Raw genomic sequence first — 16650 nt, forward strand, 5'->3', positions numbered from 1 at the left:
TTTTAGTATTTATTATATTGTATTCATTAAATATCAAAAATATTAATATAGAATATAATTGAATATTACAATAAAATGTTTTAGGCAATAAGAAAATCATATATTGTCTTAAATGCCAACTCCCTACGAATTGTTTCTTTGCATTTTGTTCAATATATGATTATCTTAAGAGTCAAAAGATAAGATTAAATTTATTCTGCCTTCAACAGGCCCCTAATTATAATCCTATCACGAATGTAATATAATAAAATGCTACAACAGACACAAATAGAATACTATCAAATCTGTCCAAAATGCCGCCGTGGCCTGGAATAAGACTGCTATAGTCCTTGGCCCCTACAAATCTTTTTATTGATGATGCTATTAAATCTCCAAATTGCCCAAAAACACCACAAAGTACACCAATTGCAGCGTAATGATATAGTTGAATGGTAACCCCACATTTCGAAATAGCATAGCCATAAATTATACATCCTATAGTGCTTCCTAGGAGTCCTCCTATTGAGCCCTCAATAGTTTTATTGGGACTAACTTTAGGGCATAGCTTATGTTTTCCGCCCCTACCTAAGAACCTTCCAGAATAGTAAGCTGAAGTGTCACAGCCCCAAGAACAAATAAATATAATCCATACTAGATATTGACCATATAATTTATTATTTATAAAAACTATAAAACTAAAAAATACTGCCACATACAAAAAACCAAAAATAGTGAGAGCAACATCTACAAAATTATAATTTGTATAGACCACAGGAATACATAATAATAAGAAAATAATTGCTATTAAAATATATATATTAAAGCTGGATATAAAATTATTGCTCATATTTAAGTAATAAACTATGCATAATATATATCCTACAAACCCAATTGGCTTATAATGTTTTTTTCTAGAAACTTTATAGAACTCATACATTCCCAAAAGTGAAAGTACCATTACACTATATTTTAAGTATACTCCACCTAAAAATAAAAATATTATAAACGGCGCTAGAACAAGTGCTCCTATATATCTATTATTCATAATTTCTCACCTATTTAACCTTTCCAAATCTTCTATCTCTTTTTTGATAATTAAGTATTGCAGCTCTCAGCTCTTCCTCATGAAAATCTGGCCAATTAATATCTGAAAACCAAAGTTCTGAGTATGCGCTCTGCCATAGTAAAAAATTACTTAATCTTAATTCCCCACTTGGTCTTATTATAAGGTCTGGATCTGGCATTCCGCTTGTATACATATATCTTGAAAGTAAATCTTCATTTATTTCATCTTTAGATATTTTTTCACTCATTAAATCTAGTGAAATCTCTTTTACAGCATCTAATATCTCGTTTCTTCCACCATAATTTAGAGCTAAATTTAAAATCAATCCTTTATTATTTTTTGTTTTTTCATAAGCATGATTTAATTCTGCTTTGCATATCAAAGGTAATTCTGATATGTTCCCAATGGAATTAATAACAACATTATTAGCGTTTAATTCCTCGAATTCATTTTTTAGGTACTCTACTAATAATTTCATTAAAGAATCAACCTCTTTTAAAGGTCTATTCCAATTTTCAGTTGAAAATGCATAAAGTGTTAAATATTCAACTCCTAAATTATTGCATTCTTTAACTATTTTTCTAATAGCCTCAACTCCAGCCTTATGCCCAAGTGCTCTCGGTAAATTACGTTTTTTAGCCCATCTACCATTTCCATCCATTATAATTGCAATATGCTTAGGTATTTTTGACATATCTAACTCTACTTTATTATTAGTATTTTTTTTCTTTTTCAAAAAAGCGAATAATTTTTTCAATAAAATTCCCTCCTTTTTAGTTGTTATAGTATAATTTTAAATAGAACCTGCATTTATGCAGGTTCTATTTAAAATTATATACTAAACTGACATTATTTCTTTTTCTTTATTATCTATTAATTGATCTACTTCTTTAATAAATTTATCTGTTTCTTTTTGAATGATATCTTCCGATTTTTTAACTTCATCTTCAGTAATTTCACTGTTTTTTTTCAAAGCCTTTATTTTATCATTTGCATCTCGCCTAATAGATCTAACAGCAACTTTAGCTTCTTCACCAGTTTTCTTAACAATTTTAAGTAAATTTTTTCTTGTTTCCTCAGTAAGTTCAGGAATAATTAATCTAATTGCGGATCCATCATTTGATGGGTTTAATCCTAAATCAGATTTCAATATAGCTTTTTCTATCTCTTTCATAGTTGCTTTATCCCATGGTTGAATTAGAAGTACCCTAGCTTCTGGTGATGATACGTTTGCTACTTGACTTACTGGAACAAGACTTCCATAAGACTCAACACGAATTCTATCTAGCATTGAAGCATTTGCCCTACCTGCTTTAAGACTTCCAAGCTCATGTTTTAAAACAGCAATAGATTTTTTCATTTTTTCATCAGCAAGACTAATAATTTGTTTAATCATAGAATTCCCTCCATTTTATACTGATTCCTTAGTACAATCAGATACTAAAGTACCAATTTTTTCTCCTAAAATTGCTTTTTTTATGTTTTCAGGATTATCTAATCCAAAAACTAATATTGGTATATTATTATCCATACATAATGATGTAGCTGTAGAATCCATAACTTGTAGCCCTTTTTCAAGAACATTAAGATAAGTAAGACTATCAAACTTCTTAGCATCATCATATAAATGTGGATCTTTATCGTAAACTCCATCAACTTTTTTAGCAAGTAGAATTACTTCAGCTTCTATTTCTGCCGCTCTAAGTGCTGCTGCTGTATCTGTTGAAAAATATGGATTTCCTGTGCCAGCTGCGAATATAACAACTCTGCCTTTTTCTAAATGCCTCATAGCTTTTCTTCTTATAAATGGTTCTGCTACTGCCTTCATTTCAATGGCAGTTTGCACCCTAGTATTTACACCTATATTCTCCAAAGAATCTTGAAGTGCTAATGCATTAATACATGTTGCCATCATTCCCATATAATCTGCAGTAGTCCTATCCATACCGTCCCCACTTCTACCACGCCATATATTCCCAGCACCAACAACTATTCCTATTTCAACACCTAATCTAACTAACTCTTTTATCTGAAGTGCTATAACATTAGTGATTTCAAAATCTATTCCAAAACCCTTTTCACCAGCTAAAGCTTCTCCAGAAATTTTAAGCATAATTCTTTTATATTTAGCAACCTCCATAAACATTATACCTCCTGATTTAAAGTATTACTATTTTAAAGTATTACTTTTTTTAAACATTACTTTTTTAAAACTTTGCTTATTTTAAAAAAGAGAACACTTAGTGTTCCCTTTAATTATTATTTACCTTCTACTTGTCTTTTAACTTCTTCAGCAAAATTTTCCACTTTCTTTTCTATGCCTTCTCCTCTTTCAAATCTAACAAATCTTGTTACCTTTATGTCAGCACCAAGTTTCTTAGATTCTTCTTGAAGATATTTTGTAATAGTATAGTCAGCATTTTTAACCCAAACTTGTTCAAGCAAACAAACTTCTTTATAATACTTATTTACTCTACCCATTACCATTTTTTCAACAATTTTTTCTGGTTTTCCTTCGTTTAAAGCCTGCACTCTATATATTTCTTTTTCTTTTTCTAAAGTTTCAGTATCAACACATGTGTTGTCTAAGAATAAAGGACTAGCAGCTGCAATTTGCATTGCAACATCTTTAGCAATCTTAGCTAACGCATCATCTTGTTTTTCACATGAAAGTTCTACTAAAACGCCTATTCTTCCACCACCATGAATATAGCTTTGAACTATACCATTTTCAATAGAAAACTTTTGAAATCTTCTTACAGACATATTCTCGCCTAGTTTTGCTATTAAAGCTGTAACTGCATCAGTAATAGTTATTGCTCCATCAGCTATGTATTTTTCAGAAGTTAATCCTTCAATAGTAGTTGAGTTAGTTTGTGCTGCTTGCATTGCTACATTTTTTGTTAAAGTAATAAACTCTTCATTATCAGCAACGAAGTCTGTTTCACAATTAACCTCTACAACAGATCCAACTTTCATATCTTCTGAAATATATGTGAATACTAATCCTTCTGCAGCTATTCTTCCAGCTTTTTTTGCAGCTGCTGCCAAACCTTTTTCTCTTAAAAGTTCAACTGCTTTGTCCAAGTTACCATCCGTTTCAGTTAGAGCTCTTTTGCAATCCATCATTCCAGCCCCAGTTTTTTCTCTTAACTCTTTAACCATGCTTGCACTAATCATTATTATTTCCTCCTATTCCTATCTAATTTAAAAGGTAAATGAAAGACTTAACCTCCACCTACCCCTCAACTGTTCTCTCAATAATTATCATATTAGATATATATAGTTACTATTATTCAGCTAATTGTTCGCCCTGTCTTCCTTCTATAATAGCATCAGCTAATCTTTCAGTTATTAATTTAACTGCTCTTATAGCATCATCGTTACCTGGAATTACATAATCAACTTCATCTGGATCACAGTTTGTGTCAACTATAGCAATTACAGGAATTCCAAGTATTTTAGCTTCAGATATTGCATTCTTTTCTTTTCTTGGATCTACTATAAATAAAGCTCCAATTTTGCTTGCATCCATACTTCTAATTCCGCCTAAGTTCTTTTCTAGTTTCTCTCTTTCATTTAAAAGGTGACTAACTTCTTTTTTAGGAAGAACTTCAAAAGTCCCATCTTCTTCCATTTTATATAATGTTTCTAATCTTGCTATTCTTGTTTTAATTGTTTTAAAGTTTGTTAACATTCCGCCTAACCATCTATTATTTACAAAATGCATACCGGCTCTTATAGATTCAAATTTAATAGCTTCTTGAGCTTGTTTTTTTGTTCCTACAAATAGAACATCCTTGCCTTCTTCAGATACAGATTTAATAAAATCATATGCCTCATCAATTTTTCTAACTGTTTTTTGTAAATCGATAATGTATATACCATTTCTTTCTGTAAATATGTATTGTGCCATTTTTGGATTCCATCTTCTAGTTTGATGACCGAAATGAACACCTGCTTCTAATAATTGCTTCATTGAAATAACTGCCATTAATAATAACCTCCTTGGTTTTTACCTCCATTACCATCATCTTATTGAAGCCCAATTTTTGGGACCCTTCCATAATTAAGTAATGTGTGTATTTTCTCACCTGTGTAGTATAGCACAAGGTACCGATGTATTCAACATAAATATTAATAAAATTAAAAATAAATTAAGACAGGACATTAATGTCCTGTCTTAATTTATTTTATTTTTTTCAGCTCGTCAATTAGTTTCTCATTTAATATTTTAATATGAGTGCCCTTCATTCCAAGGGATCTCGATTCTATTACTCCTGCACTCTCAAATTTTCTGAGTGCATTAACTATAACGGATCTAGTTATTCCAACTTTATCTGCTATTCTTGATGCTACGAGCAATCCTTCAATACCATCTAATTCATTAAAAATATGTTGTACAGCTTCGAGTTCTGAATAAGATAATGTTCCAATAGCAAGTTGCACTACTGCTTTTTTCCTTGCTTCTTCTTCTATTAGGTCATTTTTAGCTCTTAATATTTCAAGTCCAACAATAGTCGCACTATATTCAACTAATACTAAATCATCATCTGTAAATTCTTTATCAAATCTTGCAAGTAAAAGGGTACCTAGTCTTTCTCTATTTCCATTTATCGGAACTATAGTTGACATTTTATGCTCTATTGCACACTCTTTATTATCTTCGAATACACAAGCATTTTCATTTGTAAGATTAGATTTTGTTTCATTGATATTAAGCAAATTGTTATTGTAATTTTCTGGAAATCTCATGTTTTTTAAAATCTCATCTTTTACAATATCACATTCGAACCCACTTGATAAATTATAACCCAATATTTTTCCTTTTCTACTAACAATATATACATTACATTGTAATACATCACTTAGTAAATTACAAATATCATCAAAAACCACTGGTTCTGTTCCTGATTTCTGTAATATTTTATTTAACATTCTTGTTTTATCTAATAGTGACACGATATTCCTCCTCATTATATGTTATAAAATAGAACCTATATTAATTAAGCAATTTGAAATGCTGTTATCCTTTAAAATAGGTGCAATTCAAAATATTTCAAATTTTTAGAATTATTCTTTCCCAAATTAATAATATCACAACATTCATGCCATATCAACAGTATCCCCATAAATTTCGACATTATATTTATAAAATTTAGTGAATTTTTAGTTAAATACACTAATTTTACTTTTCTTCATTAATTGCTTCGTTATTTTCTTCCGCTTTATATTCTTTGTGTTTACATTCAACGTTCGAACATTCCATATAGTCACCTTTAGTTTTACTATACCTTTTAACCATATATGTATTACACTCTGGGCATTTTATTTCAGTAGGCTCATGCCAACTTACAAAATCACACTGTGGGTAATTACTGCATCCAAAAAATTTAGTACCCTTTTTACTTCTTCGTTCTAAAATTGTTCCACCACATTTAGGGCAAGGTACATCTAATTCTTTAGTAATTGCCTTAGTATTTTTACACTCTGGATATCCGGGACATGCCAGAAAATCACCAAATCTTCCATGTTTTATCACCATAAACTTACCACATTTATCACATACTACTTCTGTTACTTCATCTTCGATTGTTATTTTAGCTATATCTTTCTCAGCAATTTCAATATCTTCTTTCAAAGGGGTAAAAAAGTTATTAACTATATTCTGCCATTTTTCTTGTCCTTCTTCTATATAATCTAAATTATTCTCCATTTGCGCTGTAAATTCAATATCAACTATCTGTTTAAAATATTCGCTTAATATATTATTTACAATATTACCAAGTTCTGTTACTTCTAAGGCCTTTTGATCTTTTTCTACATATTTTCTATTGAGAAGAGTTGTTATAATTGGTGCATAAGTACTTGGTCTACCTATACCGTTTTCTTCTAATGTTTTTACAAGAGAAGCCTCAGAAAATTTAGCAGGTGGCTGAGTAAAATGCTGCTTTCCTTCTATTTTTTCACGCTTTAAAATATCACCTTCAAGAAGTTCTGGAAATTTCAAAGTATTTTCCTCGTCATCTATTTCTCCATCATAAATTTTTCTAAATCCATCGAAGGTTACTTTAGATCCGGAGGCTTTTAGAATATACTCTCCATTCTCAACATCTATAGATATAGTATCAAGCAAACAGGATTCCATCTGACTTGCTAAATATCTGTTCCAAATTAATGTGTATAGTTTATATTGTGGAGCTTTAAGAGTCTTTTTTGCTATTTCTGGTGTTATCTCAACATTTGATGGCCTAATAGCTTCATGCCCATCTTGGATGTTTTTTTTACTTTTAAATATTCTTGGGGTACTAGGATAGTATTTCTCCCCATATATACTCTGAATGAATTCTTTTGCACTTATTTGAGCTTCTTCCGCTATTCTGGTAGAATCAGTTCTCATATATGTAATTAACCCGACTGTTCCATGTCCTTCTATCTCCATGCCTTCATATAATTGTTGTGCTATAGACATAGTTCTCTTAGTTGCGAAATTAAGTTTTCTATAAGCATCTTGTTGAAGCGTGCTTGTTATGAATGGTGGTAGCGGATTTTTACTCTTAGAGGATTTCTTTATTTTGCTTACAATAAATTCTTTCTCATTAAGTAAATTAATAATATTATCACTTTCTTCTTTAGAATTCATTTCAATTTTAATTCCGCCCTTTGAAGTTAATTTTAGATTTAACTTCTGTGATTCTCCTTCTTTAAATAGTTCACATTCTATAGTCCAATATTCCTTAGTTATGAATTTTTCTATTTCCTTTTGTCTATCACAAATTATTTTAAGTGTAACTGATTGAACTCTTCCTGCACTAAGACCCCACTTTACCTTTCTCCAAAGTATAGGGCTAATTTCATATCCAACTAATCTATCAAGTATACGCCTTGCTTGTTGGGCATCCACAAGGGTTCCATTTATTACCCTTGGAGATTTTATGGCGTTCTTGACTGCTGTTTTTGTTATTTCATTAAATTCTATTCTACACTTATCTTTTTCATCTATTTTTAGTGCTTTTGCCAAATGCCAAGCTATAGCTTCGCCTTCCCTATCAGGATCTGTTGCGAGATAAATTTTATCACTTTTTTTTGCTGCTTTTCTTAATTTATCAAGAAGTTCTCCCTTACCACGGATAGTTATATATTTAGGCTGATAATTATTTTCAATATCGACCCCTAATTGACTTTTCGGCAAATCTCTAACATGTCCCATAGACGCTTCTACTATATAATTGCTACCTAAATATTTTTTTATGGTTTTAGCTTTTGCTGGTGACTCAACTATAACAAGTTTCTGTCCCATCTTATCCCCTCCATCAATGTATTCTAATATAGTTAATATATTTTCACTTATATTTTGTCATTTACTCTTACATAATAATTTCCTGCTAGACATAATACTTCATTTTTAATCTGCATTTCAAATAATACCTCATATAATTGTTTTATGTCAATGTTAGTTATTCTAATAATATCGTTAATATGTAGTGGACTATCATTTATAATGTCATATATTTCTCTATTAATTAGGTTATTATAAGATCTTATTTTGGTTTTTTTTTGATTTTTTACTTCTATTCCCATTAAATTAAATATATCATCTGTACATGTAAGAGGGAATGCTCCATCTTTAATTAATTTATTTGTCCCTTTACTCTCAAATGAAAATATTGACCCTGGAACAGCCATAACATCTTTTCCTTGTTCAAGTGCTAAATTTGCTGTAATTAATGATCCACTTTTTTCTCCTGCCTCTACTACAATAATAATATCACTGAGAGCACTTATTATTCTATTCCTCTGAGGAAAATTATACACATATGGCTGTGTTCCTGGTAAAAATTCCGAAATAACACAACCTTTTTCGACTATTTTATTGAAAATTTTTAAATTTTCTTTAGGATATACTATATCAAGTCCTGAGCCTAAAACTGCACAAGTATACCCATTACTTTCCAAACAGCTCTCATGGGCAAAAGTATCAATGCCCTTAGCCATTCCACTAATAACATTAATATTATTAGCACATAAATCTGAACATATAATTTTAGTTACATCCTTACCATAATTTGAATACTTTCTTGATCCTACTATAGAAATACTATATCCCTCATTTAATGGTAATATGTTTCCTTTATAAAAAAGGATATATGGTGCATCATCATAATTTTTTAGTTTTCTTGGATATTCATCTTCAAAATATGAAATTGATTTTATTTCATTAGACTCCATATTTCTTTTGACATTATCCATTTCATTTTTATCCCAAGCATTGGTCAAAACGTCAATTAGGTTATTTTTAAAATATTCTGTTTTTTTATTATGTACTCCATAATACCATATTTGTTGCGTAGTATGGAAATCATTTATTAATTTTAATTTATTTTTAGGTGATAATTTAACTAAAGAAAACCATATATCATAGTCATTCATTCTTTTTACTACCTCCTCTGTTTAATTTTTTCAGATATTTATCTTTAAACTATTCTCTCATCAATAAATTTTCTATATTGCATAGCTTCAATAATATGTTTATCTAATATATTTTCACTTCCATCTAAATCAGCTATAGTTCTTGATACCTTAAGAATCCTAGAATAAGCTCTTGTGCTTAATGTGAATTTATTATACATGAGTTCCATAATTCTACTAGCTTTTTTGTCTAAATGACAGTAGCTTTTTATTAGCTTCTGACTCATCTCCGCATTACAATGAATTTCCTCTATTTTAAAGCGCTCCTCTTGAATCTTCCTTGCTGCTTCTACTCTTTTTTTAATAATATTTGATTTCTCACTATTTTTTCCGCTAACTATTTTATTATATGGCAGAAAATTCACCGCTGTAAATATGTCAATTCGATCGAGTAATGGTCCGCTAAGCTTACTCAAATACCTTCGCCTTTCATATTCACTACATCTACATTGCTTCTCGTAAGACCCATAGTAGCCGCAAGGACAAGGATTCAATGCACTTACAAACATAAAATTTGATGGGTATTCCACAGTTCCATTTATTCTTGAAATACTAATTTTTCTTTCCTCTAAAGGCTGTCTTAATATTTCTAATACATTTTTCTTAAATTCTAATATCTCATCTAAAAACAATACACCCTTATGTGCCAAAGAGATTTCTCCAGGTATTATTTTATTTCCTCCACCAACCAATGCAATCCGTGATATAGTATGGTGAGGACTCCTAAACGGTCTTTGCAGAATAATTCCACCATTATCTCCAAGCTTTCCAGAGACACTATAAATTTTGGTAACCTCAAGTGATTCCTCTTGACTTAAAGAGGGTAATATAGTAGGGATTCTCTTAGCCATCATTGATTTACCCGAACCAGGAGGTCCATACATAAGCAAATTGTGACCTCCAGCAGCTGCTACTTCAATAGCTCGTTTTGAACTCTCTTGTCCCATAACATCTTCATAATCTAACTTTTCATTGATTAATATTTCTTCATTGTTACTCCGCTGATAAGGCAATAAATCCTTATAATTCAAAAAATCCACTACTTGCTTTAGATTATCTAAAGGAAATATCTTTGCAGATTTAACAAGACTACATTCTTTTGCATTGTACGTCGGAACTATAAACTTTTCTATATTATTTTCTAATCCTTCCATTACAACAGGTAAAGACCCTCTCACTTTCTTAAGTTGACCAGATAAAGATAATTCTCCTATGAAAAGATAATCATTAATATCATTAACATTTATTTGTTTTGTTGCAAGTAAGATGCCTATAGCTATTGGTAAATCGAAAAGAGATCCTTCTTTTTTTAAATCCGCTGGTGCCAAATTAATTGTTATTCTATTTACTGGATAATCAAAGCCTGAGTTTAGTATTGCTGAACGTACACGTTCTTTTGATTCTTTAACTGAAATATCTGCAAGGCCTACTATATTTAGTGCGGGTAATCCACGAGTAATATCAATTTCAACGGTAACTAAAATCCCTTTTATTCCTGTAAATGCAGCAGACATAATTTGTATTGCCATATTATCACCTTTACCCTTATTATTTCTTATTGTATAATTATTGACATAATTACCAACAAAATAACTTTCAATGAAATTTATTTTTTAGTACTTTCAATTTCTCTAAGTGTATCTTTGATTTCATCAACCTATGGTGTTTTGTTCCTCGGGAAAATAGTTATCAAACTCGTTAATCTTTATCATGGAATTTAGTTCATTAAATCTTTTTTTCAAACAAAAAAACACAGGCATAATAACTTTACCTGTGTACGGAGTTTATTATTCTTATGATTATTCAAATGCACATTTTATAATACTTAATGGTAATGAAAACAATTCAGAAAACTCTCTTTCATAGGCCATATTTATTGAATTAAGGCTGCTATTAAAAAAGCTCACGCTAATCGTTCAAAATGAGTTATTGTTTATATGCACAAATTGATTTGCACTAAAAAACAGTAAAAGGATTTCAAAACAGAGAAATTCCTTTTACCATATCTAGGTTAAAACTATCAAGTAAAGAAGAGTATAAATCAATGGATTCTATTATTCTCTTCCTATTGTACCCATTTAACTTTAATAATATTTTGATAAGATGATAATAGTGGTATACTAAAACCATATGCTTTAATTTCATATTTTCTATTAATTCTCAATCCCCAATACACATCTTCAGAATGAATTTTAAATTCTAGTAAACTGTTAGTATTTTTAAATACCTTTATATTACCATCTTCCATTTGTGCATAAATTAAATACGTATTAATTTTATCACGAATTACTACTTGCTTATTTGCAATGGTAACTATATAAGTATTTCTAAAAAAATGGGGAAGAAACGTAATTACACCTAATATTACAAAGATGCTAATTATTACTTTTACTAACTTAATATTTAAAAAAATTTTATTTCTAAATTTATAAGAAATATTTTTTTTCATAAAATCTCCTTTTTTTAATAAATCCATTTACTTTAATTTTTACTCCTTTTTCTATACATTAGAACATAATACATGTAAATACTCTCTAAATTAATTATTTATATTAATTTTAAAACATCTTATTATGACCTTAAAATATTTTTAATAACTAACCACACATTTATCCACCTTTGATTTTGTTACCAAACGAGTGTCTCAAACCCCATTTTTTAATAATATATAAGAATAGGCTCTAGCATAGGAGATACTTTATTGTTCTTTCTATTATTTATTTTTATGGAGCTCTATTAAAACCTCATAAAATTCCTGAATATTATTAATATAATCCTCAATACTATAATTCATTATTAAATGTTTGTAAGCATTCTCTATGATTTTACTTATTTCTCTTTTATTTTCATAAATATACTCCATTGATTTAAGTAATAGCTGAGGCTCTCTTTCCTCTATTAATATTCCATTATAATTATTCACTATTAATTCAGGTATTCCACCAACGGACATAGAAATAACAATTTTTTTCATAGCCATAGCTTCTAATATAGTTAACGGAAGCCCTTCTCTTTTAGAAGGCAATATAAAGCAATCAAATATATTAAGCCAATTGTAAACATCCCTTCTATTTCCCATAAAATAAATTTTTGTTGATATATTATACTTTATTACCAAATTCATCAATTTTTCTTTTTCTTTACCCTCACCTACTATAATTAAAATTGAATTATTATTTTTTTTTGAAACAAATTGAAGCTGTCTATAAGTAAATCTATACCTTTTAAATCAGTTAATCTTCCAATATATCCAAAAATATATTTACCCTTAGGTATATTATTCAAAGATTTAAAATCTTCACTAAATATAATATTGGCTTTGTTTATTTGTCCCAAGTCGAAACTATTTGGTAACGCAATTACTTTATCTTTATCGCATTTGCTATTATAGTTGCAATAAAGTTCTCTAACGTTTTTTGAACAAACTAGAGACAAATCATATTTGTCTCTAAATATTCTATCGATAATCTTTAATATAGAATTATTTTTTAACCAATCATATTCTCCATGAATATGAGATATCAAAATGATATTCATTGTGACACTTGCTAGTTTTGCAGCTATAGATGCACGTACATCATGTGCATGTATTAAACTTATATTCTCATTTTTTATTAGTTTTCTTAATTTTAAAATTTCTATAATATTTAAGTTACTAATATCAATTTTAAAGGATTCTATGGATTCTTCCTGGAAACAACTCTTCAGTTCATCTCCTGCACATACTGTTACTGCTTGAAAAATACCTTTATCTAAATTAGTGCATATATCTAATGCCAATCTTCCCGTGCCATTTAGTGTTTTAGTTGATAATAGATGTAATACTTTATAGACCATTTCAAAACCATCCTTACTAAGAATTTTTTATTCATATATATCTAACTTTGTCTTTAAATTTAAAATCTAATATAATATAATATTATTTAATGTTATATGTTTGATAGATTTTGTATAATCATTTAATTCAATTGCTAAATAACCATTTATATTATTATATACAACATCTTTATTACCTGTTACATTTGAAACTATAACTGATTTACCTAAATACATTCTCTCAAGGAGTGAAATAGATAACCCTTCCCAAAGAGATGTAACTGTAAATATATATACACCTAGCAGCTCTTTTATAACTTCTTTTCTATCCAATGTTGTAATAAATTAAAGGGTCTAAGGTATATTAATAATTAAAACTGGAAATAATATACTTAAAATCAAATTATCAACGTTATCAGTTCTAATTAACATTTTCAAATAATTAAATAATCCAATTTAAAAAATCAACTACTTGCTTAAAATTATCTAAAGGAAATATTTTTGAAGATTTAACAAAACTATTTCCTTATTTATAGAATTTATGGAAGGATGTCTTGAATGAAGAATTTTAATAAAGATATCGGTGCACTCGGTGAGGATATGTCAGAAATTTTTTTAAAAAATTTAGGATATACGATTTTAGACAAAAATTTCAGATGCAAATGTGGTGAAATAGATATAATTACGATGTTTAAAGGTTATATTTGTTTTATAGAGGTGAAAACTAGATATGGCATTAAGTTTGGATTGCCAGCTGAGTCAGTTACCTTATCTAAACAACATAAAATTTATAAAACAGCTCAGGTTTATATACTAAAGAAAAATATTATATACTTCGATTTTAGATTTGATGTTATAGAAATCCTGCTAAATAATGATAATAATGACTTTTTAATTAATCATATAGAGAATGCTTTTCAATTATAGTTTCTTTGTATCAAAAAAGTAAAATTTACAAATGTACTTAAGGCCATAAGTATATTTGTAAATTTTTTTAATTATTATTTTAATCTAAAATATTTTTCAAAAAACTTTTTCTATGTATTGGAGTAGTACCATATTTTTTTATTGCAAGCACATGTTCCTGAGTTCCATACCCAACATTCTTATTAAATCCATAGTTTGGATATGTATTATGATACTCTAACATAAGTTCATCTCTATACACCTTAGCAATTATAGAGGCGCAAGCTATGCTTATGCTTAATGTATCTCCCTTTATTACAAACTCATTTAAATTTGGAAAGTTCTTTATTTTATAACCATCAGATAATACTAGATCTGGTTTAATATCAAGTCCTGTGCAGCAATCTAAAAACACTTGATTATTGCACCAGCCAATCCCTTTATCATCAATTTGTTCATTATCTATAGCAATTATTTTATATGATAAGGCTTTTTCTTTAATAATAAAAGATAGCTCTTTTCTTACTGCTATTGATAATTTTTTAGAATCGTTAGCTCTTAAGATTAAGTCTTTATTCTCATTTGATTTTAAATCTAATATTACAGCCGCAGCAACTATTGGTCCAGCTAAAGGCCCTCTTCCAACTTCATCTACCCCAGCTATATATTTATAGTTTCCAAAATTTCTATCAAAATCGTACATCTTTTTTACTCTTTGAATTTCCTTTTCATTTATCTCTAATGTTTTACATATTTTACTACCTAACTTTTGAACAGTTTTCCTATTATCTTGTAGGAGCATATTTAACATGCTTCCTTTGCTACTAATATAGAAAACGTTTTCAATATTTTCTATACTATTAATGTATGTATATATTTCTTTATAAGTTAATTTTGAAAAATCAGTATTAAATTCCATAGTATTTTCTCCTTAATGCTTTCTAAATTATCTTAATTAGGCATCTTAAAAAATAATCCACTCTTTATCCAATTATTTTTTAAGATACCTTATATAGAAAATTAAACCTCATCTACTCTTTCTAGAGATATAGACCCTAGTTTCCCACCTCTAAATTCGTCTAAAAGCATAACTGCCACCCTATTGTAGTCAATATTACCCCTAGAAATTACAGATCCCCTTTTTTTAGCTATATTGTCTAGATTGTCTAAAGGATTTTCCATGATTTCTGAAAGTTTATATCTTTCCATTAGCCTTTGCCCATTATTAATTTGAAGTCTTTCTATTAATTTAAGTGCTAATTCCTCTATATCTATAACTTCATCTTTTATAGCTCCTGTAAAGGCTAAATTAAGTCCAACTGCCTCATCCTCAAATCTAGGCCACAACACACCTGGGGTATCCATAAGTTCTATCCCTAAGCTAGTTTTTATCCATTGCTTGGTTTTAGTAACCCCTGGCCTATCTCCAGTTTTAGCAATGTTGTTTTTCCCCAATTTATTTATAAAAGAAGATTTACCAACATTGGGTATACCAACTACCATAACTCTTGTAACTATATTAACTAACCCTTTTTTTCTTTGCCTATCATGTTTCTCTTTTAATAACTCATCAAGTGTGATTTTTATTCCTTTTAGCCCTTGACCTGTAATACAATTAACAGCTAGGGGCCTTACATTTTCAGTTGTAAGTTTTTCTATCCATTGTTTAGTCACTTTATCCTCTGCTAAATCACTTTTATTGAGCAAGATAACTCTAGGCTTATCTTTGCATATTTCATCAATTTGTGGATTTGCACTTGATTTAACTATCCTTGCATCTCTAATTTCTATTACAGCATCAACAAGCTTTAAACTCTCTTGAATTTGTCTTCTAGTCTTTGCCATATGACCTGGAAACCAATTTATGGTCATTCCCATATTTATCTAATCCTTCCCATTTTATTGAATGGATAAAGCCTTATAATTGCTTTTCCCTCCAAAAGATTGAGTTTTACAAACCCGATGTCACTACTGCGACTATCTTTACTAAAGTTTCTATTATCCCCAAGAACAAATATTGAATCTTGCGGCACTACAGTTTCATCATAATCTTTCATGAAATTTTCATTTTTATAAAACTCATTAATAACTGTGCCATTTATGTATAATACATTATTACTGATTTCAACCTTGTCTCCAGCAACTGCTATAACTCTTTTTATTAATCTTTGACTTATGTCCGCAGGGTACTTTATTACTACAATATCATTTCTCTTAACAGATGTTATTAGCTTTGATACCTTTTCAAGTATTAATTTATCATTGTTTTGCAATGTAGGTACCATAGATTCACCACTTACTATTACTATTTGGAATATATAATTTATCATAAATACAGCAATTATAAGAGAAATTGCTATAGATTTTGCTACTTCAAAAAATTTTCTTTTCATGTAAACACCTACTTAAAAATC

18 protein-coding genes are annotated in these 16650 nt (G+C 29.1%); 1 reads left to right on the forward strand and 17 read right to left on the reverse strand.

The window, feature by feature from the left end; genetic code table 11:
* Nucleotides 1–217: 217 nt before the first annotated feature.
* The 14 genes from VIM70_RS01080 to VIM70_RS23355 all read right to left on the reverse strand — a co-directional run bounded on the left by VIM70_RS01080 (nt 218) and on the right by VIM70_RS23355 (nt 13663).
* Nucleotides 218–1024, reverse strand: coding sequence for a phosphatidate cytidylyltransferase (locus tag VIM70_RS01080; RefSeq protein ID WP_331943240.1), 807 nt, complete (start codon nt 1022–1024; stop codon nt 218–220).
* Nucleotides 1025–1034: 10 nt separating this feature from the next.
* A complete protein-coding gene (locus VIM70_RS01085) occupies nt 1035–1739 on the reverse strand; it encodes an isoprenyl transferase (RefSeq protein WP_331943371.1) in 705 nt (234 codons plus the stop codon).
* A 144-nt stretch (nt 1740–1883) separates the two neighbouring features.
* Nucleotides 1884–2441, reverse strand: a complete 558-nt coding sequence (gene frr, locus VIM70_RS01090; protein WP_331943242.1) for a ribosome recycling factor — start codon at nt 2439–2441, stop codon at nt 1884–1886.
* A 15-nt stretch (nt 2442–2456) separates the two neighbouring features.
* Nucleotides 2457–3185 (reverse strand): UMP kinase, encoded by a 729-nt coding sequence (pyrH, locus tag VIM70_RS01095; RefSeq protein ID WP_331943244.1) that lies wholly within the window; start codon nt 3183–3185, stop codon nt 2457–2459.
* Between the two features lie 119 nt (nt 3186–3304).
* Nucleotides 3305–4225: a translation elongation factor Ts gene (gene tsf / locus VIM70_RS01100; protein WP_331943247.1), complete on the reverse strand. Its 921-nt coding sequence runs from the start codon at nt 4223–4225 to the stop codon at nt 3305–3307.
* A 112-nt stretch (nt 4226–4337) separates the two neighbouring features.
* Nucleotides 4338–5039, reverse strand: coding sequence for a 30S ribosomal protein S2 (rpsB, locus tag VIM70_RS01105; protein ID WP_331943249.1), 702 nt, complete (start codon nt 5037–5039; stop codon nt 4338–4340).
* A gap of 194 nt (nt 5040–5233) precedes the next feature.
* Nucleotides 5234–6010, reverse strand: coding sequence for a GTP-sensing pleiotropic transcriptional regulator CodY (gene codY, locus VIM70_RS01110; RefSeq protein ID WP_331943373.1), 777 nt, complete (start codon nt 6008–6010; stop codon nt 5234–5236).
* Between the two features lie 223 nt (nt 6011–6233).
* The gene (gene topA / locus VIM70_RS01115; protein ID WP_331943251.1) at nt 6234–8345 is read right to left on the reverse strand and encodes a type I DNA topoisomerase; all 2112 of its coding nucleotides are present in this window, start codon (nt 8343–8345) and stop codon (nt 6234–6236) included.
* 47 nt (nt 8346–8392) lie between these two features.
* On the reverse strand, nt 8393–9475 hold the full coding sequence (dprA, locus tag VIM70_RS01120; RefSeq protein ID WP_331943253.1) for a DNA-processing protein DprA: 1083 nt from the start codon (nt 9473–9475) through the stop codon (nt 8393–8395).
* Between the two features lie 44 nt (nt 9476–9519).
* A complete protein-coding gene (locus tag VIM70_RS01125; RefSeq protein WP_331943255.1) occupies nt 9520–11043 on the reverse strand; it encodes a YifB family Mg chelatase-like AAA ATPase in 1524 nt (507 codons plus the stop codon).
* 536 nt (nt 11044–11579) lie between these two features.
* Complete coding sequence (locus tag VIM70_RS01130) at nt 11580–11963, reverse strand: DUF3937 family protein (RefSeq protein ID WP_331943257.1); 384 nt, start codon at nt 11961–11963, stop codon at nt 11580–11582.
* 264 nt (nt 11964–12227) lie between these two features.
* Entirely contained in the window at nt 12228–12680 is a 453-nt protein-coding gene (locus VIM70_RS01135; RefSeq protein WP_331943375.1) for a glycosyltransferase, read from the reverse strand.
* Nucleotides 12674–13351: a glycosyltransferase family 4 protein gene (locus tag VIM70_RS01140; protein WP_331943260.1), complete on the reverse strand. Its 678-nt coding sequence runs from the start codon at nt 13349–13351 to the stop codon at nt 12674–12676. Before VIM70_RS01140 ends, VIM70_RS01135 begins: the two co-directional genes overlap by 7 nt.
* Before the next feature lie 66 nt (nt 13352–13417).
* A complete protein-coding gene (locus VIM70_RS23355; RefSeq protein ID WP_414648636.1) occupies nt 13418–13663 on the reverse strand; it encodes a glycosyltransferase in 246 nt (81 codons plus the stop codon).
* Between the two features lie 225 nt (nt 13664–13888).
* Between VIM70_RS23355 and VIM70_RS01145 the strand changes: the two genes are divergently transcribed.
* The gene (locus tag VIM70_RS01145) at nt 13889–14257 is read left to right on the forward strand and encodes a YraN family protein (protein ID WP_331943262.1); all 369 of its coding nucleotides are present in this window, start codon (nt 13889–13891) and stop codon (nt 14255–14257) included.
* Between the two features lie 79 nt (nt 14258–14336).
* Here VIM70_RS01145 and VIM70_RS01150 read toward each other — a convergent pair whose 3' ends face one another.
* From VIM70_RS01150 to lepB, 3 genes are all read right to left on the reverse strand, one after another.
* Entirely contained in the window at nt 14337–15155 is an 819-nt protein-coding gene (locus VIM70_RS01150; protein WP_331943264.1) for a ribonuclease HII, read from the reverse strand.
* Nucleotides 15156–15256: 101 nt separating this feature from the next.
* Complete coding sequence (gene ylqF / locus VIM70_RS01155; RefSeq protein WP_331943377.1) at nt 15257–16108, reverse strand: ribosome biogenesis GTPase YlqF; 852 nt, start codon at nt 16106–16108, stop codon at nt 15257–15259.
* A gap of 8 nt (nt 16109–16116) precedes the next feature.
* On the reverse strand, nt 16117–16629 hold the full coding sequence (lepB, locus tag VIM70_RS01160) for a signal peptidase I (protein ID WP_331943266.1): 513 nt from the start codon (nt 16627–16629) through the stop codon (nt 16117–16119).
* Between the last annotated feature and the right edge of the window lie 21 nt (nt 16630–16650).

The organism is Clostridium sp. (genome assembly GCF_036569345.1).
Lineage (GTDB): Bacteria > Bacillota > Clostridia > Clostridiales > Clostridiaceae > Clostridium_AD.

Excerpts from the sequence above, each read along its gene's own strand:
- VIM70_RS01080 (WP_331943240.1), bottom strand. The coding sequence starts at position 1,024 with ATGAATAATAGATATATAGGAGCACTTGTTCTAGCGCCGTTTATAATA.
- VIM70_RS01085 (WP_331943371.1), bottom strand. The coding sequence starts at position 1,739 with ATGTCAAAAATACCTAAGCATATTGCAATTATAATGGATGGAAATGGT.
- frr (WP_331943242.1), bottom strand. The coding sequence starts at position 2,441 with ATGATTAAACAAATTATTAGTCTTGCTGATGAAAAAATGAAAAAATCT.
- pyrH (WP_331943244.1), bottom strand. The coding sequence starts at position 3,185 with ATGGAGGTTGCTAAATATAAAAGAATTATGCTTAAAATTTCTGGAGAA.
- tsf (WP_331943247.1), bottom strand. The coding sequence starts at position 4,225 with ATGATTAGTGCAAGCATGGTTAAAGAGTTAAGAGAAAAAACTGGGGCT.
- rpsB (WP_331943249.1), bottom strand. The coding sequence starts at position 5,039 with ATGGCAGTTATTTCAATGAAGCAATTATTAGAAGCAGGTGTTCATTTC.
- topA (WP_331943251.1), bottom strand. The coding sequence starts at position 8,345 with ATGGGACAGAAACTTGTTATAGTTGAGTCACCAGCAAAAGCTAAAACC.
- dprA (WP_331943253.1), bottom strand. The coding sequence starts at position 9,475 with ATGAATGACTATGATATATGGTTTTCTTTAGTTAAATTATCACCTAAA.
- VIM70_RS01125 (WP_331943255.1), bottom strand. The coding sequence starts at position 11,043 with ATGGCAATACAAATTATGTCTGCTGCATTTACAGGAATAAAAGGGATT.
- VIM70_RS01130 (WP_331943257.1), bottom strand. The coding sequence starts at position 11,963 with ATGAAAAAAAATATTTCTTATAAATTTAGAAATAAAATTTTTTTAAAT.
- VIM70_RS01140 (WP_331943260.1), bottom strand. The coding sequence starts at position 13,351 with ATGGTCTATAAAGTATTACATCTATTATCAACTAAAACACTAAATGGC.
- VIM70_RS01145 (WP_331943262.1), top strand. The coding sequence starts at position 13,889 with ATGAAGAATTTTAATAAAGATATCGGTGCACTCGGTGAGGATATGTCA.
- VIM70_RS01150 (WP_331943264.1), bottom strand. The coding sequence starts at position 15,155 with ATGGAATTTAATACTGATTTTTCAAAATTAACTTATAAAGAAATATAT.
- ylqF (WP_331943377.1), bottom strand. The coding sequence starts at position 16,108 with ATGACCATAAATTGGTTTCCAGGTCATATGGCAAAGACTAGAAGACAA.
- lepB (WP_331943266.1), bottom strand. The coding sequence starts at position 16,629 with ATGAAAAGAAAATTTTTTGAAGTAGCAAAATCTATAGCAATTTCTCTT.